A 26,140-nucleotide genomic window follows, 5' to 3' on the forward strand; every position below is an offset into this window, starting at 1 on the left:
TCGTGACTCCGGGGTCAGGCGTGCGCGGCGGCGACGCGCTTGAGGTTCTCGATTTCCTCGGCTTCGGGGTCGACGATCTGGACACCCTTGAACAGCGAGAGGTAGTTGTTCCACAGGATGCGCACCGACATCAGCAGGAACGCGGCCGGCAGGATCATGTAGAAGTACTTCATCGGCAGGCCGATGGTCTGCGACTTCCAGAACAGGTTCATGCGGTTGAACACGAAGTCGTAGCTGAGCCAGACGAAATACAGGTTGAACGCGACCCAGATCAGGTCCGCGGCCGCTTCGCTGACCTTCTTCACGATCGGCGGGAAGAAGCGGAAATGGAAAGACACGCGGTTGTGCGCCGACATCTTCGCGGCGACCACCGCGCCGAGGTACGCGAACCAGACGAACATGTAGGTCGCGAGCTCTTCCCCCCACGGCAGCGAGTACTGGAAGAACTGGCGCAGCAGGATCTGCACGAAGAGCAGGAGCACGAAGAGGGCGAGGAGCGTCTCGCAGAGGTACTCCTCGATGTTCGAAACGAATTTGACGAGGACGCGCGATACGGACATGAGCGACTCCAGGAATGCGGGCACAACGGTTCGGCGCGCGCCGGCCGCCGGCGGGCGAAGCGGGAGAACCGAAGCGGCGTTTTGCGACTTACGGGGGGTCGTGGGGCGGATCGGGGACGCGCCGGGACGGGCAGCGCGCTTCGCATGCGCGCTCCCGTCGTGCTCCGCGGTCCGCCTCCGGCGATCAGCGGCCGAGCGTCTTCAGCGCGTGGTCGAGCTTCTCCTTGCCGCCGATGCTCTTGTAGAACTTCGGCCACACGGTGGTCGTCGCCTTCGCGATCCACTCCTTTTCGCCGTCGGCAGGCTCGGTGATCTGCAGGCCGCGTGCGACGAGATCCCTCTTGATCTTCTCTTCGGTCTCGAGCAGATACTTGAAGCTGTGCTCGGTCGCTTCGTGGCCGGCGTCGAGGATCGCCTTCTGCACCTCGGGCTTCTGCTCCTGGAACACCGCCTCGCTGATGACGAGCGGCTCGAGCGAGAAGATGTAGCGCAGGTTCGTGACGTACTTCTGCACCTCGTAGAACTTCATCGCCGAAACGGTGATGTACGGGTTGTCCTGGCCATCGACGACGCGCTGCTGCAGCCCGGTGAAGGTCTCCGACCACGACATCGGGGTCGGGTTGATGCCCCACGCCTGGTAGGACGCGATCATGATCTCGTTCTTCGGCACGCGGATCACGAGGCCTTTCAGGTCGTCGAGCGTCGTGACCGGCTTCTTCGAGTTCGTCAGCACCCGGAACCCCGAATACGCCCAGCCGACGATGCGCACGCCGGCATCGCGGATCGTGTTCTCGTTTAGCTCCTTGCCGACTTCGCCCTGCGTGAGCTTCTTCGCGTCATCGGCACTCTGGATCACGTACGGCATCGTCAAGAGGCCGACCGTCGGCGAGAACGGCGTGATGTTGTTCACCGCGAGGATCGAGAAGTCGAGCACGCCCATCGCCGCGTTGTTGACCGTGTCTTCCTCGCTGCCGAGCTGCCCGTTCGGGAACAGGTCGACCTTGTGCTTGCCGCCGGTCTTCTGCTCGAAGCTCTTCGCGAACGAAGTGCCAAGCTCCCATTGCGTGCCGCCGGCAGCATCGCCGATCGCCATCTTGAAAGTCGTCGCGAGCGCGGCCGGCGTGGCGGCGATGAGGCTTGCGGCGGCGACGAACGAAAGCAGTACGTTCTTGCGGAATTTCATCTTTGTCTCCTCGATCTCTTTCTAATGGGGGTTACGGCTTTGCTGCGCTGCGGCCCGCGCCCCCTGGGATCGTGCGGGGGACGGACCGGGTGCTACGGGTATCGGGCTGCGGGTCTGGCGGCCGGCTGTCGTTTACCGGTCCGCGCTCCGCTATCGGCAAACAGCCGGACGGTCAAAGTACTTCATCCTTGAAGGTGTACCAGCGGTACAGCCACCACTGGCCGAAGCGGCGGAACGGGGCGAAGAGTTCCGATTCGACCATTTCGCGCACGTTCGGGAACGGTAGCCGCGAGCGGAAGATCGGCAGCTCCGGCGTGCGCACGCCGGCGATGTTCTCGGCGAGCCGGCGGCCGGCCTGCGCCGAATACATGACCCCGTTGCCGCCGTAGCCGAGTGCGTAGTAGATCGACGTCTTCGGGTCCGGCTGCACGATGCGCGGCATCATGTCGTGGCTGACGTCGACCCAGCCCCACCACGAGTAGTCGATCGGGATGCCTTCGAGCGCCGGGAACTTGCGGTACAGGTCGCGGATCAGGAACTGCCTGTATTTGTCCTGCGGCGCGTCGCGGCCGGTGATCGCGCTGCGGCTGCCGATCTGCACGCGGTTGTCGGGCAGCAGCCGGTAGTAGTGGCGCAGGATGCGCGTGTCGGTGATGACCTGCGTCGTGCGGAAGTTGCACGCGTCGATCTCGGCCGGCGTCAGCGGGCGCGTGACGATCGAGTTCGACAGGATCGGCAGCAGCCGATTCCGGAACTCGCGATGCAGGCTGTTCGACGTGTAGCCGCCGGTCGCGACGCCGACGGCGCGCGCGCGGACGATGCCGCCGGGCGTCTTCAGGTAATGCACACCGTTCTTCGTCTCCCAGCCCATCACCGGGCTCGCCGGGTGCACCTTCACGCCGAGCGCGCGCGCTTTGCGCAGGTAGCCGAACGCGAGCTTGCCGGCGTGAATGCCGATGCCTTCGGGCTCGTGCATCGCGCCCGCCGCTTCCTTGTCGTCGACGTAGTCGCGCTTCACCGTGGCGGCATCGAGGATGCGGGCGTCGTACTTGAAGACGTCGCGCAGGAGTTTCGCCTCCTTCTCGAGCGTCGGCATCACGCGCGGCTTGTGCGCGATGTAGAGGTGCCCGCCCGGCTGGGGCTCGCAGTCGATGTCGCGGATCAGCTCCTTGAAGGTCCGCATCGCATCGCAGACTTCCTCGTGCAGGCGCAGCGCGGTGTCGAGGCCGTAGCGCTCGATCCACTGCGAGCGCTTGAGCCGCCCCGACGCGCACTGCGCCTGGCCGCCGTTGCGTGTACTGCAGCCCCACGCCGTGCGGTTCGCTTCGAGCACCGTCGCCTTGATGCCGTGCTTCTCCGCGAGGAAGATTGCCGCCGTCAGCCCGGTGAAGCCGGAGCCGATGATCGCGACGTCGACGTCGAGGTCGTGCCTGACCGGCCCGTCGTCCGCGGGAGGCTCGCCGGCAGTGCCGATCCAGTACGTCGGCGCGTAGTCGCGGCCGTGCCCCGGCGTCGCGGATACGAGCGGATCGTAGGCGGGGTCGTAGGGTTGGGCGGCGGCGCTCGCGCGCGCGTGCGTGACGATCCGCTTTTCTGCAATGGCTTCCATGTCCCGACTCCTGATTGTTCCTTCCGCTCGCTCAGCCGGCGTTCGCGACCGGGGGACGATCCTTCCGGTACGCGTTCTTGACCGCAATCCTGCCGTCGCGGAACGTGAAGACGTCGACCATGCGCGCTTCGATCCGGGTGCCGTCGACCTTTGTGCCGCTGAACGTCGATTCCGAGACGCCGCGGTCGCCGCAGACAAAATGCTCACCGTCGCGCCACGCCGCGTCGGGGAAGGTCTGCCACGCCAGCTCGAAGCCCGCGCGCACCGCCTCGCGGCCTTCGAAGCTCTTGCCGAACAGGTCGGGCCCGCCCACCGCGTGGAACACGCAGTCGTCAGTCATGAAGCTCATCAACGCGTCGAGGTCATGCCGGTTCCAGGCGTCTGCGAAGGCTGCGAGAGTCTCGGCGGTGGCTGCGCTGCGGGGCTGAATGGCGGTTGCGGTATTCATGAATTCGGTCTCCTTGCATTCGTTTTATCGTTTATACGAAACTTCTTGTACCGTTTTTCGGAACTTTATCAACATTAGGCTCGCCACTAAACGTTGTCAATACATATTTCGTTTTTCGGTACCGGTCGTGTCTTTTTTCGAAACTCAGCCCGTTCCGCCCTCGCGGTTCACGCGATCCGGCCGGCCATCGGCGAGGACGGCGACGCGGCGAAGCGGCGCGGAATGCGGCCGGCGAGGTACGCCTCGCGGCCCGCTTCGACAGCGAGGCGCATCGCGCGCGCCATCCGGATCGGCTCGCGCGCGCCCGCGATCGCGGTGTTCATCAGCACGCCGTCGCAGCCGAGCTCCATCGCGACCGCCGCGTCCGACGCGGTGCCGACGCCGGCATCGACGATCACCGGCACTTTCGCCTGTTCGATGATCAGCGACAGGTTCCACGGATTGAGGATGCCCATGCCCGAGCCGATCAGGCTCGCGAGCGGCATCACCGCGACGCAGCCTAGGTCCTCGAGCATGCGCGCCTGGATCGGGTCGTCGCTGCAATACACCATCACCTCGAAGCCGTCCTTCACGAGCGCTTCGGTTGCCTTCAGCGTCTCGGGCATGTTCGGGAACAGCGTCTTGTCGTCGCCGAGCACTTCGAGCTTGCACAGCGGGTGGCCGTCGAGCAGCTCGCGCGCGAGCTGCAGCGTGTAGACGGCATCCTTCGCGCTGTAGCAGCCGCCGGTGTTCGGCAGGATCGTGAACCGGTCCGGCGGCACCGCATCGAGCAGGCTCGGCTCGTTCGCGCGCTGGCCGATATTCACGCGCCGGATCGTCACCGTGACGATGCCGGTGCCGCTCTCATCGACCGCTGCGCGCGTCTCGTCGAAATCGCGGTATTTGCCGGTGCCGACCAGGAGGCGCGACGCATAGGTCCTGCCGGCGATGGTGAGCCCGTCGTCGGCCTCCGGCGCCCCCCGCAACGAGGCGTCCGGCGTGTCGTTCAGCTTCATGTTCTCCTCCTTTTCTGATTGATTCCTAGCCGCCGCCGATTGCGACGACGATCTCGACGCGGTCGGCCGCACCCAGCGCGCGCTGGCCCCAGCGAGGCGCCGGCACGACTTCGCGGTTCACCGCGACCGCGACGCGCTTGCCGACGAGCTCGAGGCTCGCGATCAGGTCGTGCAGCGTCGCCCCCGTGCCGAGCTGATGTGCGGCGCCGTTGAGTTCGATCGTCACGGATCGCACGTCGGAACCGCCGCTACAGCTCGGCGCCGCCTCGTCAAGGTGCGCACTCGCGGTGATGAATTTTTCGTCAGAGTTCATGCGGTTCTCCGGGCGAGTCGTTGAACGGGGTTTACGCGAGCGCGCGGCCGACGAAAACCATCGCGAGCATGTAGGCGGCGACGAACAGCGCTTCGCCGGACAGCAGCGCGATCGGCTTCCAGCCGAGTTCGGCGAGCTTTTCGAGCGAAGTCTTCACGCCGAGCGCAGCGATCGAGATCACGAGGCACCAGCGCGACACGTTCGAGCTCGCTTCGACGACTTCCGGCGGTAGCAGGCCGACGCTGTTGAGCGTCGCGAGCACGGCGAACGCGACGAGGAAGAGCGGCAGCACAGGGGTCTTCTTGCCGTTCGCGCTGTGCTCGCGCTTGCGCTCGGCGTGGAACATCATCGCGAGCACGACGACAACCGGCATCAGCATCGCGACACGGAACATTTTCGCGAGCGTCGCCGCATCGCCGACTTCGGGCGAGATGATCAGGCCCGCGCCGACGACCTGCGCGACGTCGTGGATCGAACCGCCGAGGAAGAGTCCGGCCTCGCTGACCGACAGCCCCGCCGCCTTGACGACGAGCGGATAGAGCACCATCGCGACGGTCGAGAAGATCGCGACGCCGATCGCGGTCAACAGCGTGTAGCGCTCGTTGTCGCGCGTTGCCGGCAGCGTCGAGGAGATCGCGAGCGTCGCCGAGATCCCGCAGATGCCGGTGCCTCCGCCCGACAGCAGGCCGAGCATCGGCGGCAGGCCGAGGAGCCGCGCGAACAACAGGCCGAACGTGATCGTCAGCACGACCGCGCCGACGAGCGCGCCGACCCCGACGAGGCCGAGATCGCTGACGTCGGTCGCGACGATGCGCGCGCCGAGCAGCGCGACGCCGAAACGCACGAGCTTCTTCGCGGAAGCCTCGATCCCCGGGATGCACTTTTCGCTGTCCGCGAGGAAATGGAATGCGATGCCGATCAGCAGCGCATAGAGAAACTGCGGTCCGCCATAGTGATCGGACACGAAAGTCGCCGTGATCGCGATCACCGTGCAGAGCATGAAACCCGGCATCAGCACGCGCACCCCGTGAAACATCGCCGGCGGCGCGAAGGTCGTGTGAGTGGTCATTGGATCGAGGTCAGAAGTGGGATGTCGGGCAGGGACACCGGCGCGCGAAGCGCCGCCGGTGTCCCTGCGGTCAGGACCGGTCAGACGTAGTCCTTGTACTTGTCGAGGAGCCGCACCGGCTTCGACAGCGCGTCGCGGCGGAACGGGTCCCCGAGCTCGCGCGTGCACATGATTTCCACGATGCAGGTCTTGCCGTGGTTCATCTGCAGGTCGATGGCGCGCTGAAGCGCGGGCCCCACGTCCTCGAGCCGGTCGACGGTGATGCCTTCGGCGCCCATCGCGCGAGCGATCTCCGCGAAGCTCTGGTTGTCAAGCTCGCCGGCGACGAAGCGGCGGTTGTAGAAGTCCACCTGGTTCTTCTTCTCCGCGCCCCACTGGCGGTTGTGGAACACGACTGCGGTCACCGGGATGTTGTGGCGCACGCAGGTCATCGTCTCCATCAGGCTCATGCCCCACGCGCCGTCGCCGGCATACGACACCGCCGGACGGTGCGGTGCGGCGACTTTCGCGCCGATGATCGTCGGGAAGGCGTAGCCGCAGTTACCGAAGCTCATCGCGGCAAAGAAGCTCCTCGGCTTCTCGAAGCGCAGGTAGCTGTTCGCGACCGAGTTGATGTTGCCGATATCGGTCGACACCATGACATCCTCGGGCATCGCCTTTTCGAGCTCGCGCAGTACCTGGCGCGGGTGCAGGTACTCGCCGCCCGAGAACGGACGCTCCTTCGCGTTCTCGTCGATCATGTCGAGGCTGAACGGGTCGCGCTCGTGCGTCCATTCGTCGAGCTCGCGCTCCCACGCGGCCTTCTCGGCAGCGATCTTCGCGGCGCGCTGCGCCTTCGTCGCGTCGCATTCGAGGCTGCGGTTCGCCAGGCGCTGCGTGAGCGCGACAGCCGCCGCCTTCGCATCGCCGCAGATGCCGACCGAGATCTTCTTCACCAGGCCGAGCATCTTGTTGTCGGCGTCGATCTGGATGATCTTCGCGTTCTTCGGCCAGTAGTCCATGCCGTGCTGCGGCAGCGTGCCGAAAGGCCCGAGGCGCGAGCCGAGCGCGACGACGACGTCGGCCTGCGCCATTAGCTTCATCGCCGCCTTCGAGCCCTGGTAGCCGAGCGGGCCGCACCACAGCGCGTGGCTCGCCGGAAACGAGTCGTTGTGCAGATAGCTATTGACGACCGGCGCCCCGAGCCGCTCGGCGAGCGCCTTGCACTCCTCGACGGCATCGGCCATCACGACGCCGCCACCCGAGATGATGACCGGGAACTTGGCCGTCGCGAGCAGCTCCGCGGCCTCGTCGAGGCTCTTTTCGCCCCCGCGCCGCGGTCGAGACGGCTGGGCTTCGGAATCTCGCACGTGACTTCGCCGTAGAAGTAGTCGCGCGGAATGTTGAGCTGGGTCGGGCCCATCTCGCTCATCGCGCGGTCGAAGCAGCGGCCCGTGTATTCGGCCATGCGCGCCGGATGGGTCACGTGGCCCTGGTACTTCGTGAACTCCTGGAACATCGGCAGCTGCTTGCATTCCTGGAAGCCGCCGAGGCCCATCGTCATCGTGCCGGTTTCGGGCGTGACGATCACGACCGGGCTATGCGCCCAGTACGCCGCGGCGATCGACGTCACGCAGTTGCTGATGCCCGGGCCGTTCTGGCCGATCACGACGCCGTGACGGCCCGACACGCGCGAGTAGCCGTCCGCCATGTGACCCGCGCCCTGCTCGTGCACGACGGGAATCAGCCGGATGCCGGCGGGCGCGAAGATGTCCATCGCGTCCATGAACGCCGATCCCATGATGCCGAACATGTCGGTCACGCCGTTCGCGACCATCGTTTCGACGAAGGCTTCGGACGGGGTCATCTTCTGCGGGCCGCTCACGACTTGGCGGGGGTCTTTTTCGCTCATTTTGCTGTCTCCTGCTCACGGGTTGGTGGGAAGTTATCGATTCCGGCACTCTGAGTTCCGTTTTTCGATACTTGAGCACAATCTACCCCGCACGCAAAAAAGCGTCAACACTTTATTTCGTTTTTTAGAACTTTTCGTCTCTTTATTTGAAATCAAAGACCGGCAACCTTCGGGCAAGGTCGGCGACCCGCGTGCAGGCGCTGCGGTGGAACTGCCCGGCCCGGCGGCGTGTTGAGCGCTGCACCCGCACTTTTGCCCCCGGGCCTCGAAGCCGCACCCGGGCGAACGAAAACGGCACCCTTTCGGGTGCCGTCGGGACCGCGACCGGACGTCGCCGGCATCGCCTCTCGCATGCGTCCGGGGCGCGCCGCGTCTACGTTCTCTCGAACGTCTGGCGTCCGATCAGGGCCGGCGCCGCCTCTGCCTTCGCGCCCCGGACGCTTTTGGCCGCGTACAGCAGCAGCAGGATGCCGAGGCTCGCGACGCCGAGCGCGAGCGGCGTGCGTTGTTCGGGGATGAAGGCCATCGCGACGACGATCGAAAGCATGCCGACGATCGCGACCCACGTGAGGTAGGGGTAGCACCACATCTTCACGCGCAGCCGCGCCGGATCTTCCTTTTCGAGACGCGCGCGCAGGCGCAGCTGCGATATCGCGATCGACACATAGACGAAGATCGCGACGGTGCCGTACGAGTTGACGAGGAACGCGAAGACGGTGTCGGGCGACACGTAGGACATCACGACTGCGCCGTAGCCGAACAGCGTCCCCACGAGGATCGCCGGAACCGGCACGCCGTTGCGGCTGACTTTCGCGAGCACCTGCGGCGCATCGCCGCGCCGGGTCAGGGCGAACAGCATCCGCGACGACGCGTAGAGGCCCGAGTTCAGCGCCGACAGCACCGCGATCAGCACGATCGCGTTCATGATCTGGGCCGCCGCCGGAATGCCGATCGCGTTGAGCGCGCTGACGTAGGGCGTCGCGATGCCGACCGAATTCCACGGTACGAGGCATACGACGAGCAATACCGATCCGACGTAGAAGCACAGCACACGCGTGATCACCGAGTTGGTCGCCTTCGCGACCGCGCGCTGCGGCTCGGCCGTCTCGGCCGCGGCGACGGTGACGATCTCGGCGCCGAAATAGAAGCCGGTCGCGGCAACCGCTCCGGTCAGCACCGGCACGATGCCGTTGGGCATGAAGCCGCCGTGCGCAGTGAGGTTCGACACGTTCGCCGACACCTCGGGCCACATGCCGAACACGTAGAGCCCCCCGAGGAACAGGAACACGACGATCGCCGCGACCTTGATCGACGCGAACCAGAACTCGAACTCTCCGAACGACTTCACCGACACCAGGTTGGTCATCGTCAGCGTCACGAGAAGGACGAGGCTGATGATCCACGCCGGTACGTCTGGCAGCCAGTAGCGCACGAGCTCGGCGCCGGCCACCGCCTCGAGCGCGACGACAATGACCCAGAAGTACCAGTACATCCAGCCGGTGAGGAAACCGGCAAGATTGCCGACGGCGGGTCGGTCCGACCACGCGGTGCGGGCGAATTCGTAGAAGGCCCCGGTCGCGGGCATCGCCACGGCCATCTCGCCGAGCATTCGCATCACGAGCACGACGAGTCCACCGGTGAGCAGGAACGACAGCACCGCCGCCGGCCCCGCCGACCTGATCACGACGCCGCTGCCGACGAAAAGGCCCGCGCCAATGACGCCGCCGAGCGCAATCATCGTCATGTGCCGCTGCTTGAGGCCGTGCCGCAGCCCGCCCGTATTTACCGCTTCCGATTCCATGTCTCTTCTCCTCGTTGGGTGCGGGCTTCGAGGCCACGATCCGGAGTGCCGAGTGCGGCGCGGTCGTGGCGGCCCTTCGTCCGGCCAGCCTCCCGCCGACCGTGCCGCGCCTTATCTGTCCATCCAGCGCTTTTATCGAAATCTAGGACGGGTTCGCCAGTTCGTCAATACCTTATTTCTATTTTCGGAACTACTTGTATCTTTATTCGGAACTTCCTTATCATGAGCCGAACAGAAAACCCAGGAGACAACCGTGATGGAACTCGCACTCGATCAACCCGACGGCAAGGTGTCGGTGCGCTCGATGTTCGGCATCGATTCGGACCTCGAAGTCCCGGCGTTCGCGACCCGCGAGGACCACGTGCCGGAGATCGACGAGGCCTACCGCTTTAACCCGGACGTGACGCTCGCGATCCTCGCCGGCTTCACGCGCGACCGCCGCGTGATGGTCCAGGGCCTGCACGGCACCGGAAAGTCGACGCACATCGAGCAGGTCGCCGCGCGCCTGAACTGGCCCTGCGTGCGAGTGAATCTCGACGGCCACATCAGCCGCCTCGACCTCGTCGGCAAAGACGCGATCGTCGTGCGCGACGGCCGCCAGATCACCGAGTTCCAGGAAGGTATCGTGCCGTGGGCGCTGCAACGGCCGGTCGCGCTGATCTTCGACGAGTACGACGCCGGCCGGCCCGACGTGATGTTCGTGATCCAGCGCATCCTCGAGCGCGACGGCAAATTCACGCTGCTCGACCAGAACCGCGTGATCCGTCCGCATCCGTACTTCCGCCTGTTCGCGACGTCGAACACCGTCGGCCTCGGCAACCTCTCAGGGCTCTATCACGGCACCCAGGTGCTCAACCACGCGCAGATCGACCGCTGGAACATCGTCGCGACGTTGAACTACCTGCCGTCCGACGAGGAAGTCGCGATCGTGCTCGCGCGAGTACCGGCCAAAAACTGCGAGAACGGTCGCAAGCTCGTCGCCGCGATGGTCGCGGTCGCCGATCTCACGCGCAAAGGCTTCGCCGCCGGCGACCTGTCGACGCTGATGTCGCCGCGCACGGTGATCACGTGGGCCGAGAACTGCGAAATCTTCCGCAACCCGGCGCTCGCGTTCCGGCTGTCGTTTCTGAACAAATGCGACGAGGTCGAGCGGCCGATCGTCGCCGAGTATTACCAGCGCTGCTTCGGCGAGGAGCTCAAAGAATCGTGGATGCGCGACCCGGCGGCACAATGATGCCGAGCGTTCAGCAGTCCGCGCGGCGCCAGCAGAAGGTCGAGGCGCTGTGCGCGGCGACGCTGCGCGCGCTGACCGGCGAGCCGGCACTGCACTACCGCGGTGGGCGTCTGTACGCCGGCGAACGGCGCGTGGCGTTGCATGCACCCCACCTCGCGGTGGATTCCGGCACCGACGGCTTCACCGACTGCCGCGCTGCGGCCGACGGCGCCGCGCTGCGCCTGCTGCATTCGGACGCGGCGCTGCACGCGAGCCTGTGCCCTGCCGACGGCGTCGAGCGCCTGGTGTTCGAGCTCCTCGAGCAGTTGCGCGTCGAAACGCTCGCCCCCGCCCGGCTGCCGGGCCTCGTCGCGAACCTGCAGCGGCGCTTCGACAACTGGTCGCGCGCGTTCCACCGCTCCGGCCTCACCGAAGGCAGCATGGGCATCCTGCTGTACACCGTCGCGCAGATGTGCTGGTCGCGCCTGAACGCTTACCGCGTGCTCGAAGAGACCGAGGACTACATCGAGAGCACGCGGATGTCGCTCGCCGCCGCGCTCGGCATCTCGCTCGCCGGCATCCGGCGCGAGCGGCGTGACCAGCGCGCCTATGCGGCGCACGCGCTCGAGATCGCGCGCGTCGTCGCCGAACGCGTGCGCGCCGAGCGGGCGGCAGCGCAGGACGGCGACGCCGAACCCCAGGACGACGACGTGAAGCGCGGCTTCGCGCTGCTGCTCGACTTCGACGACGGCGACGACGACGACGACGGCATCGCTGCCGCAATGACCGGCGCGAGCAAGGTGTTCGAGGACGCCGCGCTCGCGTATCGCGTCCATACCACGCGCTTCGACACCGAAGTTGCTGCCGGCACGCTCGTGCGCCGCGCGCTGCTCGCCGAGTATCGCGAGCGGCTCGATCGGCGCGTCGCCGAACAGGGCGTGAATCTGCCGCGCCTTGCGCGCGGGTTCGCCGCGGTACTCGCGCGGCCGGCGCAGGACGGCTGGCGCTTCGGCGAGGAGGAAGGCCACGTCGACGGCCGGCGCCTCGCGCAGCTCATCAGTTCGCCTGCCGAGCGCCGCGTCTTCCGCCGCGAACGCCGCGTGCCGCAGGCCGACTGCGTCGTGAGCTTCCTGCTCGACTGCTCGGGGTCGATGAAGACGTGCATCGAGCCGGTCGCGGTGATGCTCGACGTGCTGATCCGCGCGCTCGGGATGATCGACGTCGCTACGGAGCTGCTCGGCTTCACGACCGGCGCGTGGAACGGCGGCCGCGCGTATCACGATTGGGTGAGTCGTGGTCGCCCTCGGCATCCGGGGCGGCTCAACGAGGCCTGCCACCTGGTGTTCAAGAACGCCGACCGCAGCTGGCGACGCGCACGCGCGGATATCGCCGCGCTGTTCAAGGGCGACCTGTTTCGCGAAGGCATCGACGGCGAGGCGGTCGACTGGGCGTGCAACCGGCTGCTCGCGAGGAGTGCATCGCGCCGCATCCTCGTCGTGATCTCCGACGGCTGCCCGTCCGACAGCGCGACCGGCCTCGCGAACGACCCGTTCTATCTCGACAACCACCTGAAGGAGGTGGTCGCGCGGCGCGAGCGCGAAAGCGCGGTCGAGATCGTCGGAGTCGGCGTCGGGCTCGACCTGAGCCCGTTCTACCGCCGCAGCCTCGCGACCGACCTGACGCAGGGGCTCGACAACGCGCTCTTTCCCGACCTCGTGCAACTCATCGGCGGCCGGCGGCGGCGTTGAGCGCCGGCCCTGGCCGAGCAATCAGAGCGAAGGGCGAAAACCCGGACAGGCGCCTGAGCGCGCCCGGACGCGGCTGAAGCTCAAGCCGCCGCGCCGCCGCCGACCGCGCCCGTTCGCGACCGCCGCCCGCTTTCATCCCGCTGGTCGGCATGGCGCACGAGCGATGCGTCGAGCGCCGCGCGGTCGTCGGGCGATAACGCGAGGCCGAGCGCCTCGAGGCGACGCAGCGTATCGTCGAGTTCCCACGGCGCCGCGATCATCCGCTTCTTCCCGTTCCGCATCTGCGCGTGCAGCCAGTATGCGTCGGTCTCGCCCGCCGCGCGCAGATAGAGGCGTGCGACGTTTTCCGGCTGCGCTTCGACCCATGTCCGCCCTTCGCGCTTGCGACGCCGGCCCGCCACGCACGCAAGCGTCACCGCGACGATCACAGCGCTCACGGCGAAAATCAGTTCGAGCATCGGTTCTCCTTTCGCGAATCGCGTGCCTCGCAACCTGCGAAGGGAGCGGACATCGCGACGACGGAAAGGAGAATAAAACCGGATGCGGTTATAAGGGGCCATATCCTTAGAGTCTCTTTTCATATGGGCGTGACTGGGCTGAGGTTGACGCACGAGCGCAACAGGCTCACGGAAATGCGCACGCGTCGTGTAACGAGCCGGATCGCTGTGCGTCGCCGCGCCCGCGTTTCGGTTACCCCGGTCACTGCGCCCCGACGTGAAAACGCCGGGAGGCGCAAGCCTCCCGGCATCAACGACCCCGCCGCAACCGGCGGAGGGCGCAGCCTGCGCTGCGTCAGCGCATACCGAATGCCGGCTTCAGCTGTGCGACTGCCCGCTTCCTCCGGCCGATCCACGCTGCCGACAGCGCGCTCACGAGCCCCGCGAACAGCACATAGGCGCACACCAGCCACGGCTCGCCGCCGCCTTTCTGCAACAGGTAGGTCGCGATGATCGGCGTGATCCCGCTCGCGAAGATGCCCGAGAACTGATAGACGAACGAGATGCCGGAATAACGGACCTTTGCGTCGAAGAGCTCCGAGAACAGCGCGGCTTCCGGGCCGTAGATCGACGCATAGAACACCCCGAACGGAATGATGATCGCGAGCCACACGGTCAGCATGTCGGCGCCGCTGTGCTTCATGAACCAGAAGCCGGCGAACGCGGACAGGCCGGTCAGCAGCGATCCCCAGAAGTAGATTCGCGTGCGTCCGACCTTGTCCGACAACCGTCCGAACAGCGGAATCGTGAAGATCATCACGAACGCGGCCGCCATCACGCCGAGCAGCGCGTCGGTACGGCTGAGGTTAAGCGTCTGCGTTAGATACGCGATCGAGAACACGCCGAACACGTTGAAGAACACGCCGTCGATGTAGCGCGCGCCCATCCCCGCCAGCACGTTGCCCGGATACTTCGTGATCACCTCCTTGATCGGCAGCTTGATCTCCTCGCCGCCCTCCTTCACCTTTTTGAACTCCGGCGTCTCCATCACATTCAAGCGGATGTACATGCCGACCGCCACGAGCAGGAAGGACAGCACGAACGCGGCGCGCCAGCCCCACGACAGGAACTGCTCCTCGCTCAACGCCCATGACAGCCCGGCCACGACACCCGACGCCAGGCACAGGCCGAGCGCGAGGCCGATCTGCGGGATGCTTGCGTAGAAGCCGCGCTTTTCCTTCGGCGCGTACTCGAACGCCATCAGCACCGCGCCGCCCCACTCGCCGCCGAGGCCAATGCCCTGTGCGATGCGCAGCACGAGCAGGATCAGCGGCGCCCAGATGCCGATGTGGTCGTACGTCGGGACAAGCCCGATCAGCACCGTCGAGACGCCCATGATCATCAGCGTCATCACGAGCATGCTCTTGCGGCCGAGCTTGTCGCCGAAGTGGCCGAAGATCACGCCGCCCAGCGGCCGGCTGAGAAAACCGACCGCGAAAGTTCCGTACGCAAGCATCGTCGAGACGAGCGGGTCCGACGCCGGAAAATAGAGCTTGTTGAACACGATTCCGGCGACGACGCCGTACAGAAAGAAGTCGTACCACTCGATCGTCGCACCGATCAGGCTCGCGGTGACGACCCTGCGTACTTCCTTCGAATCCCTGGTTGCAGAACGGCTCATGTTTGTCTCCTCTGTACTTCCTTTTATAGGGGGGTGCGGCTGGGGTTTTCAGATCAGCGCGGGTTCTCCCGACGTGACGATCGACGCGGGCCGTGCCCGCGCGTCGGCAAGGATCATGTCGGCGGCCTTTTCGGCAATCATGATCGTCGGCGCATTGGTGTTGCCGGACACGATCTCCGGCATGATCGAGGCATCGACCACGCGCAGCCCGGCGACTCCGCGCACGCGCAGGCGGCCATCGACGACGGCCAGCGCGTCGTCGCCCATCTTGCAGGTGCCCGCCGGGTGGTAGATCGACTGGCTGAAGCGGCGGGCCGCGTCGAGAAGCTCGTCGTCGCTGCGATAGCCCGCGCCCGGCACGAACTCCGAAATGATGTGCGGGCGCATCGACGGCGACTCGGCGATCCGCCGGGCGACCTTGATGCCGCCGATCACGACCGGATGGTCGCGCTCGTCCGCCAGGTAGTTCGGGTGGATCGCCGGGTAGCGCAACGGGTCGGCCGAACGGATCGCCACGCGTCCGCGGCTGTGCGGACGCAGCTGGCAAACCGATGCCGTGAAAGCCGAGAACGGATGCGCGCCCTCGCCCGGCTTGTCGGCGCTCAGCGGCTGCATGTGGAACTGGATGTCGGGACGCTCGACGTCCGGCGCCGAGCGCGTGAAGATCGCGACCTGGCTCGCCGCGAGCGTCAGCGGCCCGCTGCGCGACACCATGTACTGCAGCCCGATCCAGAGTTTGTGGATCGGGCTGTTGACTTCGTCGTTGAGCGTGCGCTGACGCGTCTTGAACACGAGCCGCACCTGCAGGTGATCCTGCAGGTTTTCGCCGACGCCCGGCAGGTGATAGACGACCGGCACGCCAACGCCCGCAAGGAGCTTCAGCGGGCCCACGCCGGAGCACTGCAGGATCTGCGGCGAGCCGATCGCACCGGCCGCGAGGATCACTTCGCGCTGCACCCTGACTTGCCGCAACTGTCCGCCCCTGCGGAACTCGACCCCGACCGCGCGCTTGCCTTCGAACAGCACCCGCGTCGTTTGTGCGTGCGTCTCGACCAGGAGGTTCGCACGCTTGCGCGCCGGGCGCAGGAAAGCTTTCGCGGTGCTGCAGCGAAAGCCCTTGTGCGCGGTCTGCTGGAAATAACCGACGCCTTCCTGGCTCGCACCGTTGAAGTCGGGGTTGAACGGGATGCCGAGGTCGCGCGCTCCGGCGATGAAATAGTCGGCGATAGGGCGCCGCAACCGCAGGTCGGACACCTTGAGCGGCCCGCCGGCGCCGTGGAATTCGGACGCACCGCGTTCCTGATCCTCGGACTTCCGGAAGTACGGCAGTACCTCGTCGTAGCTCCAGCCCGTGTTGCCCAGCGCGGCCCAGCGGTCGTAGTCCTCGCGCTGGCCGCGCACGTACAGCAGCCCGTTCAGCGAGCTTGATCCGCCGAGCACCTTGCCGCGCGGCCACTGCAGCGTGCGCCCGGCGATGCCGTCGTCGGGCTCGGTCACGAAACACCAGTCAAACTTCGGATCGTGCATCGTCTTGAAATAGCCGACTGGAATGTGGATCCATGGATTGCTGTCGGGCCCCCCGGCCTCGAGCAGCAGCACGCGTACACCGGGGTCGGCGGACAGGCGATTCGCGACCACGCAGCCCGCGGAGCCCGCACCCACGACGATGTAGTCGACGGTGTCCTGCATCGTTGTTGCCTCCTGGTTGTACCGACCGCAGAAGATCGCTCGTCTGTGCGTCGGAATTGATAATTTATGAAACGCCGCGTTTCACTTGCGGACGTTTCAACTATTCCGCACAGTGCAAGCCAGAGACAACAGCGAACTGCATTGGGGACATCAAGTGAAACGAACCTCATCCGATCCGTTTCAAAATCGCAGCGCAGCATCGCCGAACGACGGGTTCGACGACGACGAATCGCCCGCCGGGGGCGGCGAGGACGTCCGCGTGCTGCGCGCGCTGAACGTGCTGGAACACCTTTCCGCGTCGGCAGACCCGTTGACTCTTGCGGCGCTCGCGCAGCGCCTGCGGGTGCCGAAGCCCACGCTGATGCGGCTGCTGCGCGCGATGGAAGTCGGCGGCTACGTGCTGCGCGGCCCAGCTGCCGGTTTCGTCCCCGGCCCGCGGGCGGCCGCGCTCGCGCTGCGCACACTGCGTGGTCCGCACCTGCGCCGTCACTGCCGCTCGATCCTGCGTCGGCTGGTCAACCGCCTTGGGGAGACCTGCAACCTGACTGTCCCGCATGGCGCGCGCGTGCTCTACGTGGAGCGCGTCGAGACGAGCGAGCCGCTGCGTTTGCATCTGATGCCCGGAAGCTGGGTGCCGCTTCACTGCACCGCGAGCGGCAAGCTCTTCCTCGCATCGATGTCGCTACTCGAGCGCCGGCGCACACTCGCGCATCTGCCACTGACGCGCGCAGCGCCCCGCACCCTCGTCGAGCGCGACGCGCTCGACGCCGAGCTCGACCGCCTGGTCCGCCTCGGCATCGGTATTGACAATGAGGAGTTCGTGCGCGGCATGATCGCGGTCGCCGTCCCGGTGTTCGACAAAGACCGCAAGGTCGTCGCGGCGGTCGCGTGTCACGCGCCAACCGCGCGGCTGTCGCTCGACGAGCTTCTGACCTGCGTCCCGCATTTGCGCGCGGCCGCGGACGAGATGGCGTCGGTGCTGTCGCCGGGGGTGACGTCGCCGTGACGGATGGCCCTCAGGCCGTGAAACTCCCGAGGGCCGAGACGACGAGGCTTACCCCGATCGCGACGAGCGTCAGCGACGCGACGCGGCGCATCGTGCGCGGCGCGAGCGCCGGCGGAAAGCGCCTGCCTGCGAGCGTCGCGAGCGCGACCAGCGGCAGCGTGAAGGCAGCGAGCGTCAGGATCTCGGCATCGAAGCCGCCCTGCGCGGCGGTGAACAGCGACCGCGTTCCGGCCGTCACGGCAAACAGCAGCAGCAGCATGTTGCGCACCACGGCCGGCTCCATCGGCTGGCGGTAGAAATGAAATATCAGCGGCGGACCAGCGATGCCGAAGAGTCCGCCGCTGAGCCCGGACAGGAAGCCGCTCGCGAAGAAGCTGCGCTCCGACGAGCGCGTCGCGAGCGTCGCCGGACGCAGCGAGAACGTGATGCTGCCCTGCAGGATCACGACGCCGAGCAGGAACTGCAGCACGTTCGCCGCGGCGCCGCTGAGGAAGTCGAGCAGCAGCACGCCGGCGAGGATCGCCGGCAGGATGCCGAGCGACGCGGCGCCGGCGATGCGCCAGTCGATATGGTGCAGCCGGCCCGGCAGCGCGCACGCGCTGTTCGCAACCGAGATCAGGCTGACGACGGTCGCGACCGTCGCGATCGATGCGAGGCCGAAGCCGCTCGTCGCTCCCATCACGATCATGCCGAGTCCGAAGCCCGTGACGGTCTGGAAATACGTCGCGAGCGCGATGACCGCGAGCAGCGGGAGCAGCGTCTCGAGGTTCATCGACGAACGCTCGCTCGCGGACGACAGCCGATGGACCGTAGTGGCGTCGTGCCGGGCAGCGCAGCTCGAAGCACAGAGGAAAGCGCCCGCGGGTTCATGCCGTCTCGCGACCCGCCGCCTGCGCGCCGACGCCCCTGGCGTCGGCCATCCGCCGCCGTTCCGCCGCCGCGTGCCCCTGCACGACCGTGACCGCGATCACGTGGAAGACGTCGTCGACGCTGCAGCCGCGCGAGAGGTCGTTCGCGGGCTTCGCGAGCCCCTGCAGCAGCGGGCCGATCGCGACTGCGCCGCCGACCCGCTCGGCGAGCTTGTAACCGATGTTGCCGGCCTCGAGGTTCGGGAACACGAGCACGTTCGCGCGGCCGCCGACCTGCGAATCCGGCATCTTCCGGTTCGCGATCTCGGCGACGATCGCCGCGTCGAGCTGCACGTCGCCGTCGATCGCGAGCGCCGGCCGCTGCGCCCGCACCCGTCGTGCGGCGTCGGCGACCTTGTCGACCGCGGCATGTTTTGCGCTGCCGCCCGTCGAAAACGACAGCATCGCGACGCGCGGCTCTTCCATCAACAGGTTGCGCGCGCTGTCGGCCGCCGCCAGCGCGATCTCGGCCAGCGCTTCGGCATCCGGGTCGACGACCAGGCCGCAGTCGGAGAAGATCAGGCCGCCCTTCAGGCTGTGGAACGGCTCGCACAGCATCATCAGGAAGAAGCTCGACACGAGCTTGAACGACGGGTCCGGGCCGACGATCTGGATTGCGTTGCGGACGACGTCGGCGGTCGTTCGCACCGCGCCGGCGACCGAGCCGTCGGCGAGGCCGAGCCGCAGCATCAGGTTCGCGAAGCACAGCGGATCGAGCACCGCGCGCTGCGCGTCCTCGCGGCTCATGCCCTTGTTCCGGCGCAGCGCGTGGAGTTCGTCGGCGAATCCCGCCGTGAGCGGCGAGACGGCCGGGTCCACCAGTTCGATGCCGGCGAGTTCGATACCTTCGGCGTCGGCGCATTTTCGTATCGCGGCACGCTCGCCGACGACGATGATCTGCGCGATGCCGGCGCGCACGGCCCGCTCGGCGGCCCTGAGGATGCGCGGGTCGCCGCCCTCGCTGAGCACGACGCGTCCGGGCCGGGCGCGCGCGTTGTCGATGATCCGGTAGATTGCCTTCATTCGATCCATCCGCAAAAAAAACGCCGGAACGGCCGAGGGAGTTCCGTTCCGGCTAAATCCCGGCCCCGCGCGATCGGCGGGGGCTGAGGAGGGAGCTTCAAATGCGTGGCCGACGCCTTGCTACGGACGCGCGCAGAACCAGCTGTCGATAAGGACGATCGTCGGCGCGTTCGCCGTGGCTGCTGTCGCGGTTCAAGTCCGATCTCCTTTCATTTTTCTGTTTTCGGTACGTTTTGTACCGCTTTATGGAACATGACTCAAATTTAAGCGGACCAGCGACGGCCGTCAACTGTTATTTCCATAAAACGGTACGCGGGGTATTATTTAATGAAATACCTAACCCGAAGGAGCCATATCATGAAGAACCCGGCCAGCCTGCGCGCCGAGCCCGCCCGGCTCGACGGCGACACCCCGACAATGCGGCTCTTCAGCCTGCTGGAAGTCATTGCCGAAAAGGATGAGACGTTCTCGCTGCAGAGCCTCGTCGAGGAGACGGGGCTGCCGAAGCCGACACTGCACCGCATGCTGCAGCAGCTCGAATCGGAAGGCATGCTCCAACGCGAAGGCGACGGCCGCCACTACAGCACCGGCGTGCGGTTGCGGCGCCTGGCCGAGAACCTCCTCCTCAACAGTACGACGCACGGCGCGCGCCACGTCGTGCTGCGCCAGCTCGTCGAGGAAGTCGGCGAGAGCTGCAACATCACCGCGTTCTCCGGCAGCGAAGTCATGTACCTCGACCGACTGGAGTCCCCGGCGCCGTTGCGCTTCTACCTCCAGCCCGGTTCCCGTGTGCCGGTGCACTGCTCCGCGACCGGCAAGTTGTTCCTTGCCCAGATGACGCCCGCACAACGGCGTCGCCTGCTCGCACATGTTCCGCTCGAGAAATTCACCGCCAACACCATCACGGATTTCGACGCGCTCGAACGCGAAATCGAGGAAGTCAAGCGCAGCGGATACGCACTCGACAATGAGGAATTCCTCCCGGGTTTGCAGTGCATCGGCGTGCTGGTTCCGTCGCAGGGCCGTCACTGCAACATGGGCCTTGCGATCCAGGCTCCGATCATGCGCTTTCCGCGAGAGAAGGCGCTGAGCTTCCTGCCGGCCCTGGAACGGGCAGCGGAGGCCCTTGCAAGCATCGAGCGCAGCGGCGCGGCGGAGCGGCGACGCCACGAAGCGTAGTCGAAGACCGCGCGGTGCTCGGTTCACGCTTGCCGAGCAGCGCGCTTGAGGCTGGGGAAGCAGTTTGCTTGCGCCGAAGCAACCCACCGGGCCGAAACCTCCCGGCCAAGGACGGCGGCAATATTGCCGGAACGTCGCGGCCCAAGCCCTACGCTCCAGAAGCGTCATGCGGTCGAATCGCACCCGGAAGAAACTCTCATCAAGGGCAGCGATGGCCACACTGCCAGGCTGCTCTTGGCGAGTTCGTCGAGGTGGGGGGGCGAGGGGTTCTGAACGTTACCGCGCAATGACGCGCCGCTCGGCTGAGCCACTTGCCGGTATCGCAATTGCGATACACAATGCAGCGAAGTGGAGGATCCGATTATGGCCCATTCGACGATGCTGCACGTCCGGGTGGACGAGGAGACTAAGACGCAAGCCACCCAGGCTCTGGCAGCCATGGGACTGTCCGTGTCGGATGCGGTGCGGATCTTGCTAAAGCGCGTGGTCAGCGATCAGGCTTTCCCGTTGGAGCTCAAGGTTCCCAATGCAAGGACGCGCGAGGCGATGGAAGAAGCCCGCGCGATGATGAAGGCCCGCGCTGTGCGTTTCGATTCCGCGGCTGCCCTGATCGATGACCTCGAAAAGGCCCGCCAGCAGTAAGCGGGCCGTGCCGCCCAGGGCGTGCGACTACACGAAGACCTTCCTCCAGGACTGGGACCGTCTTTCCCGCTCGGGCCGTTATGATCTCAAGCGTCTGAAGGAGGCGATGCTGCTGCTCATCGCCAATGATTCGCCTCCGGGCCCCGAGTGGAGCGATCATCCGCTGAAGGGCGACTGGGCTGATCATCGGGAATGTCACATCGGCGGCGATTTTCTGCTGATCTACCGGCTGAATGGCGACGCCATTGTCTTCGTACGTGCGGGTACGCATTCCGAATTATTCGAGGAATGACGGGCGGACAACGGCCGCAGTTCGATCCCAGCGGCCTGGTCACGTGCCGAGACCGACATTGAGTCGGTCGATGCCCTGCGCCCGGCTCGGTCCGGGCTGGTAACATGCTGCCCCGGTCACGCTTGCCGATATGAAGCGCCTTGCAGGTACAGCAGGCGGCACGGTTGTCGCCTCGACTGAGCGACTCGTGCCCAGCGGCGGCACCTCACCTACCCGACAAGCTACGCTGAACCGGCAAGTGCAGACGGGCGTTGTCGGATCTCGCCGCTATGCGAACGAGCCGGACGGCATACTCGAATATCAAGGTGTTCTCGCGGATTGATGAACAAGACCCTGAACAATCAAACAACTGAAGCATCAAGCGTCAGTCCCATGATGCAGCAGTATCTGCGCATCAAGGCGCAGCATCCGGACACCTTGCTGTTCTATCGCATGGGCGACTTCTACGAGCTGTTCTTCGATGACGCGGAGAAGGCCGCGCGGCTGCTCGACATCACGCTGACGACGCGCGGGCAGTCGGCCGGCACGCCCATCCGAATGGCCGGCGTGCCGTTCCATGCGGTCGAGCAATACCTCGCGCGGCTCGTGAAGCTCGGCGAATCGGTCGTGATCGCCGAGCAGGTCGGCGAGCCGGGAGCGACCAAGGGGCCGATGGAGCGCGCGGTGAGCCGCATCGTGACACCCGGCACCTTGACCGACGCGGCGCTGCTCGACGATCGCGCCGACTCGCTGCTGCTCGCAGCGACGCTGCACCGCGGGGTGCTCGGGCTCGCGTGGCTCAATCTCGCCAATGGCGATCTGCGGGTGATGGATTGTCCTGCCGAGCAGTTGCAGGCGCAGTTCGAACGGCTGCGCCCGGCCGAAGTGCTGGTGCCGGACGGGCTGGCGCTGCCGCTGGTCGAATCGCTGTCGCCGGTGCTGCGCAGGCTTGCCGACTGGCAATTCGACGCGGCCAACGGCGAACGCCTGCTGACCGCTCACTTCGGCACTCGCGACCTGGCCGGCTTCGACGCCGAAGGCCTGCCGGTGGCACTCGCGGCCGCGGCGGCGCTGTTCGAGTATGCGCGCAGCACGCAGCGCCAGAGCCTCGAGCACGTCACCGGACTGCGCGTCGAGCGCGAAGCCGAATACCTGCGCCTCGATGCCGCGACGCGGCGCAATCTGGAGCTGACCGAAACCCTGCGCGGCGAAGCGTCGCCGACGCTGTTCTCGCTGCTCGATTCATGCATCACCAGCATGGGTTCGCGCTGGCTGCGACATGCGCTGCATCATCCGCTGCGCGACCGCGCACTTGCCGCGCAGCGCCACGGCGCCGTCGGTGAACTCGCCGGCGCGGACGCCGCCGCCCCCGCGGACACCGGTGACGCCCGGATGCTCGGCGGCGTCCGCGCCGCGCTGCGCGGAGTGGCCGACGTCGATCGCATCACGGCGCGAATCGCGCTGCGCAGCGCGAGGCCGCGCGATCTCGCGGCGCTGCGCGACAGCCTCGCACGCCTGCCGGAACTGCACGCCGCGCTCGGCGCCCCGCAGGCCGCGCTGCTTTGCGACCTGCTCGTCGCGATCGCGGTGCCGCACGACGCGCTCGATCTCCTCGTGCGCGCCGTCGCCGCGGAGCCGGCCGCGGCAGTGCGCGACGGCGGCGTGATCGCTGCGGGGTTCGACGCCGAGCTCGATGAACTGCGCGGCATCCAGTCGAACTGCGGCGAATTCCTGCTGGCGCTCGAAGCGCGCGAACGCGAACGCAGCGGCATCGCGAACCTCAAAGTCGAATTCAACAAGGTGCATGGCTTCTACATCGAAGTGAGCCACGCGAACACCGGCAAAGTGCCGGACGACTACCGCCGCCGCCAGACGCTGAAGAACGCCGAGCGCTACATCACGCCGGAATTGAAGGCGTTCGAGGACAAGGCCCTGTCGGCCCAGGAGCGCGCACTCGCGCGCGAGAAGCTGCTCTATGAAGCGCTGCTCGAAACGCTCGCCGCGCAGATCCCGGCGCTGCAGCGCATCGCCCGCGCGCTCGCAGGCCTCGACGGGCTCGGCGCATTTGCCGAAACCGCGGTGCGCCACGGCTACGTCTGCCCGCAGTTTTCCGAGCAGCCCGGCATCGACATCGTGGGGGGGCGCCATCCGGTCGTGGAGCGGCAGGTCGAAGACTTCATTTCCAACGATTGCCGTCTCGCGCCGACGCGCCGCATGCTGATGATCACCGGGCCGAACATGGGCGGCAAATCCACGTTCATGCGCCAGGTCGCGCTGATCGCGCTGCTCGCCCACGTCGGCGCGTTCGTGCCGGCGCAAAGCGCGCGCCTCGGCCCGCTCGACGCGATCTTCACCCGCATCGGCGCATCCGACGATCTGGCCTCGGGCCGCTCGACGTTCATGGTCGAGATGACCGAGGCGTCGGCGATCCTGCACGGCGCGACCGAACAGAGCCTCGTGCTGATGGACGAGATCGGGCGCGGCACGTCGACTTTCGACGGGCTCGCGCTGGCGTTCGCGATCGCCCGCCACCTGCTCGAAAAGAACCGCTGCCTGACACTGTTTGCGACCCATTACTTCGAGCTCACGCGCCTCAACGGCGACTACCCGGAATGCGCGAACGTGCATCTCGACGCGGTCGAGCACGCGCACCGCATCGTGTTCCTGCATGCAGTCGAGGACGGACCGGCGAGCCAGAGCTACGGCATCGAAGTCGCGGCGCTCGCCGGCATTCCGGGCTCGGTCGTGCGCGAGGCGAAGCGGCGCCTGCGCGCGCTCGAGAACCGCGAAGTCGGCAATGGGCCCCAGGCGGACCTTTTTGCCGCGCTGCCGGAGTGCGAATCCGCCGCGCCGTCGCACCCGGCCCTCACCGCGCTGGCCGAACTCGACCCCGACACCCTGAGCCCGTGCGAGGCGCTCGAACGCCTGTACGCGCTGAAACGGATGATCGCATGAGCACTCCGATCGACATCAGCGAAGACCGCGGCGTCCGCTATCTTCATTTCGGCTCGGAATGGATCCAGGGCGCGATGCGCATCCGCCGGCCGCATGCGCTCGAACTCGCCTATACGCGCGAGATGATGGCCGGCCTGCTGCTGCGCGATGCCGACACGTGGCCGCGCAACGCGCTGGTGATAGGACTGGGCGCCGCCTCCCTGGTGCGTTTTATGCATCGGCACTGTCCACAGACGCGCATCCAGGTCGTCGAGATCGAAGCGCAGGTCGTCGCGGCGGCCCGCCAGTTCTTCCGCCTGCCGCCCGAGGACGCACGCTTTTCGATCCACGTCGGCGACGGCGCCCGCTACGTGATGGAAACCGACCACTGCTTCGACCTGATCCTCGTCGATGGCTTTGACCGCCATGCCCGCGCCGGCGCGCTCGACACTGCACCGTTCTACGCTGCAGCACGTGCGCGCCTGTCGGACGCGGGACTGATGTCGACGAACCTCTTCGGCCGGTCGCGCGGGTTTCGCGCCAGCGTCGAGCGGATCATCGACGCGTTCGAGAACCGCGCGATCGCGTTTCCGTCGTGCGACAGCGGCAACGTCGTCGCCTTCGGCGCGCAAGGCGAAGAGATCGCGGTGCCGGTGACGGAGCTGCGCGAACGTGCCCGGGCATTGAAGGACCGCACCGGCCTCGACCTCGGCCCGACCGTCGCCCGCCTCGAACAGGCGGGCAGCCTGCCGGGCGGCCGACTGATCCTGTAGCCGCGCCTCCGCTCGCTTCAGGCCTTCGCTCTGCCCGTCCTGTCAGGCGGCAGCCGCTTCAGGGGCCGGCGGGATCCACAGGCACGTGCCTTTCGTCCCTTTCACGATGTCCTGCAGCACCCGCTCATGTTCGGCCAGCTCCTCGCCGCTCGCGCGGAGCACTTTCAGCGGCGGCCGATCGACGAGCACGCCGCCGGCTTCGGCGCTGCCCGGAACGGGCTCTTCGAGCGCCATGATCAGGCTCTCCTGGCCGCGCGTCATCGCCAGATAGACTTCGGCGAGCAGTTCCGCGTCGAGCAATGCGCCGTGCAGCGTCCGTGACGCGTTGTCGATCTGGTGCCGGTCGCACAGCGCGTCGAGCGACGCCTTCTTGCCCGGGTTCTGCTCCTTGGCCATTTTCAGCGTGTCGACGACGCCCGCGCAAAGGCTGTCGAGCTTTCCCCGCCCGAGCCGCGACAGCTCGTGGTTCAGGAAACCGACGTCGAAGTTCGCGTTATGGATGATCAGTTCGGCGTCGCGGATGAAATCCTCGAATTCGGCGGCGATGGCGCTGAACGTCGGCTTGTCGGCGAGGAAATCCTCGGTGATGCCGTGCACCGCGATCGCCTCGGCATCGATGCCGCGCTCCGGGTTGATATAGACGTGGTAATGCCGCCCCGTCAGGTTGCGGTTCAGCAGCTCGACGCAGCCGATTTCGATGACGCGGTCGCCGTTGCGCCAGTCCAGGCCGGTGGTTTCCGTGTCGAGGACGATCTGTCTCATGCGTT

Annotated in this window: 22 protein-coding genes and 1 pseudogene; 8 read left to right on the forward strand and 15 right to left on the reverse strand. The window is 66.6% G+C overall.

The genetic code is table 11. The features are described 5' to 3' along the window. Positions 1 to 14: 14 nt before the first annotated feature. The 9 genes and pseudogenes from PA01_13945 to PA01_13985 all read right to left on the reverse strand — a co-directional run bounded on the left by PA01_13945 (position 15) and on the right by PA01_13985 (position 9,869). Positions 15 to 560, reverse strand: a complete 546-nt coding sequence (locus PA01_13945) for a TRAP transporter small permease (GenBank protein KON79605.1) — start codon at positions 558 to 560, stop codon at positions 15 to 17. A gap of 184 nt (positions 561 to 744) precedes the next feature. Further along, positions 745 to 1,743 (reverse strand): TRAP transporter substrate-binding protein, encoded by a 999-nt coding sequence (locus tag PA01_13950; GenBank protein ID KON79606.1) that lies wholly within the window; start codon positions 1,741 to 1,743, stop codon positions 745 to 747. 172 nt (positions 1,744 to 1,915) lie between these two features. Continuing rightward, positions 1,916 to 3,352: an FAD-dependent oxidoreductase gene (locus PA01_13955; GenBank protein KON79607.1), complete on the reverse strand. Its 1,437-nt coding sequence runs from the start codon at positions 3,350 to 3,352 to the stop codon at positions 1,916 to 1,918. A 31-nt stretch (positions 3,353 to 3,383) separates the two neighbouring features. Then, on the reverse strand, positions 3,384 to 3,800 hold the full coding sequence (locus PA01_13960; GenBank protein KON79608.1) for a nuclear transport factor 2 family protein: 417 nt from the start codon (positions 3,798 to 3,800) through the stop codon (positions 3,384 to 3,386). 167 nt (positions 3,801 to 3,967) lie between these two features. Beyond that, the gene (locus PA01_13965) at positions 3,968 to 4,795 is read right to left on the reverse strand and encodes a thiazole synthase (GenBank protein ID KON79609.1); all 828 of its coding nucleotides are present in this window, start codon (positions 4,793 to 4,795) and stop codon (positions 3,968 to 3,970) included. Positions 4,796 to 4,820: 25 nt separating this feature from the next. Then, positions 4,821 to 5,108, reverse strand: a complete 288-nt coding sequence (thiS, locus tag PA01_13970; protein ID KON80353.2) for a sulfur carrier protein ThiS — start codon at positions 5,106 to 5,108, stop codon at positions 4,821 to 4,823. Between the two features lie 31 nt (positions 5,109 to 5,139). Continuing rightward, entirely contained in the window at positions 5,140 to 6,177 is a 1,038-nt protein-coding gene (locus PA01_13975) for a putative sulfate exporter family transporter (protein ID KON79610.1), read from the reverse strand. Positions 6,178 to 6,257: 80 nt separating this feature from the next. After that, a pseudogene (xsc, locus tag PA01_13980) lies at positions 6,258 to 8,068 on the reverse strand (sulfoacetaldehyde acetyltransferase). 373 nt (positions 8,069 to 8,441) lie between these two features. Further along, positions 8,442 to 9,869 (reverse strand): amino acid permease, encoded by a 1,428-nt coding sequence (locus PA01_13985; GenBank protein KON79611.1) that lies wholly within the window; start codon positions 9,867 to 9,869, stop codon positions 8,442 to 8,444. A 256-nt stretch (positions 9,870 to 10,125) separates the two neighbouring features. Between PA01_13985 and PA01_13990 the strand changes: the two genes are divergently transcribed. Beyond that, entirely contained in the window at positions 10,126 to 11,103 is a 978-nt protein-coding gene (locus tag PA01_13990) for an AAA family ATPase (GenBank protein ID KON79612.2), read from the forward strand. After that, positions 11,100 to 12,830, forward strand: coding sequence for a cobalt chelatase (locus PA01_13995; GenBank protein KON80354.2), 1,731 nt, complete (start codon positions 11,100 to 11,102; stop codon positions 12,828 to 12,830). Before PA01_13990 ends, PA01_13995 begins: the two co-directional genes overlap by 4 nt. An 80-nt stretch (positions 12,831 to 12,910) precedes the next feature. Here the strand turns inward: PA01_13995 and PA01_14000 are convergent, their stop codons facing one another. From PA01_14000 to PA01_14010, 3 genes are all read right to left on the reverse strand, one after another. Then, the gene (locus PA01_14000; GenBank protein ID KAI5912328.1) at positions 12,911 to 13,288 is read right to left on the reverse strand and encodes a hypothetical protein; all 378 of its coding nucleotides are present in this window, start codon (positions 13,286 to 13,288) and stop codon (positions 12,911 to 12,913) included. Between the two features lie 334 nt (positions 13,289 to 13,622). Beyond that, positions 13,623 to 14,948 carry an MHS family MFS transporter gene (locus PA01_14005; GenBank protein KON79613.1) on the reverse strand — a complete coding sequence of 442 codons (1,326 nt, stop codon included), beginning with the start codon at positions 14,946 to 14,948 and terminating at the stop codon, positions 13,623 to 13,625. 48 nt (positions 14,949 to 14,996) lie between these two features. Then, entirely contained in the window at positions 14,997 to 16,637 is a 1,641-nt protein-coding gene (locus tag PA01_14010; protein KON79614.1) for a choline dehydrogenase, read from the reverse strand. 154 nt (positions 16,638 to 16,791) lie between these two features. Here PA01_14010 and PA01_14015 point away from each other — a divergent pair, with 154 nt between their 5' ends. Then, the gene (locus PA01_14015; GenBank protein KON79615.1) at positions 16,792 to 17,643 is read left to right on the forward strand and encodes an IclR family transcriptional regulator; all 852 of its coding nucleotides are present in this window, start codon (positions 16,792 to 16,794) and stop codon (positions 17,641 to 17,643) included. 10 nt (positions 17,644 to 17,653) lie between these two features. Here the strand turns inward: PA01_14015 and PA01_14020 are convergent, their stop codons facing one another. Both PA01_14020 and pta read right to left on the reverse strand, forming a co-directional pair. Beyond that, a complete protein-coding gene (locus PA01_14020) occupies positions 17,654 to 18,415 on the reverse strand; it encodes a sulfite exporter TauE/SafE family protein (protein KON79616.1) in 762 nt (253 codons plus the stop codon). A 94-nt stretch (positions 18,416 to 18,509) separates the two neighbouring features. Beyond that, complete coding sequence (gene pta / locus PA01_14025) at positions 18,510 to 19,574, reverse strand: phosphate acetyltransferase (GenBank protein KON79617.1); 1,065 nt, start codon at positions 19,572 to 19,574, stop codon at positions 18,510 to 18,512. A gap of 357 nt (positions 19,575 to 19,931) precedes the next feature. On the opposite strand from pta, the gene PA01_14030 reads away from it, so the two are divergent. From PA01_14030 to PA01_14050, 5 genes are all read left to right on the forward strand, one after another. Continuing rightward, positions 19,932 to 20,753: an IclR family transcriptional regulator gene (locus PA01_14030; protein ID KON80355.2), complete on the forward strand. Its 822-nt coding sequence runs from the start codon at positions 19,932 to 19,934 to the stop codon at positions 20,751 to 20,753. A 363-nt stretch (positions 20,754 to 21,116) separates the two neighbouring features. Next, positions 21,117 to 21,395, forward strand: coding sequence for a type II toxin-antitoxin system RelB/DinJ family antitoxin (locus PA01_14035; GenBank protein ID KON79618.1), 279 nt, complete (start codon positions 21,117 to 21,119; stop codon positions 21,393 to 21,395). Continuing rightward, the gene (locus PA01_14040; GenBank protein KON79619.1) at positions 21,367 to 21,687 is read left to right on the forward strand and encodes a type II toxin-antitoxin system YafQ family toxin; all 321 of its coding nucleotides are present in this window, start codon (positions 21,367 to 21,369) and stop codon (positions 21,685 to 21,687) included. The genes PA01_14035 and PA01_14040 overlap by 29 nt, the downstream gene beginning before the upstream one ends. 372 nt (positions 21,688 to 22,059) lie before the next feature. Beyond that, positions 22,060 to 24,621 carry a DNA mismatch repair protein MutS gene (mutS, locus tag PA01_14045; GenBank protein ID KON79620.2) on the forward strand — a complete coding sequence of 854 codons (2,562 nt, stop codon included), beginning with the start codon at positions 22,060 to 22,062 and terminating at the stop codon, positions 24,619 to 24,621. Next, complete coding sequence (locus PA01_14050) at positions 24,618 to 25,373, forward strand: fused MFS/spermidine synthase (GenBank protein ID KON79621.1); 756 nt, start codon at positions 24,618 to 24,620, stop codon at positions 25,371 to 25,373. The genes mutS and PA01_14050 overlap by 4 nt, the downstream gene beginning before the upstream one ends. Positions 25,374 to 25,415: 42 nt before the next feature. Here PA01_14050 and dnaQ read toward each other — a convergent pair whose 3' ends face one another. Beyond that, entirely contained in the window at positions 25,416 to 26,135 is a 720-nt protein-coding gene (gene dnaQ / locus PA01_14055) for a DNA polymerase III subunit epsilon (GenBank protein ID KON79622.1), read from the reverse strand. Positions 26,136 to 26,140 lie beyond the last annotated feature (5 nt).

The sequence above is a fragment of the Azoarcus sp. PA01 genome (assembly GCA_001274695.2).
Lineage (GTDB): Bacteria > Pseudomonadota > Gammaproteobacteria > Burkholderiales > Rhodocyclaceae > Aromatoleum.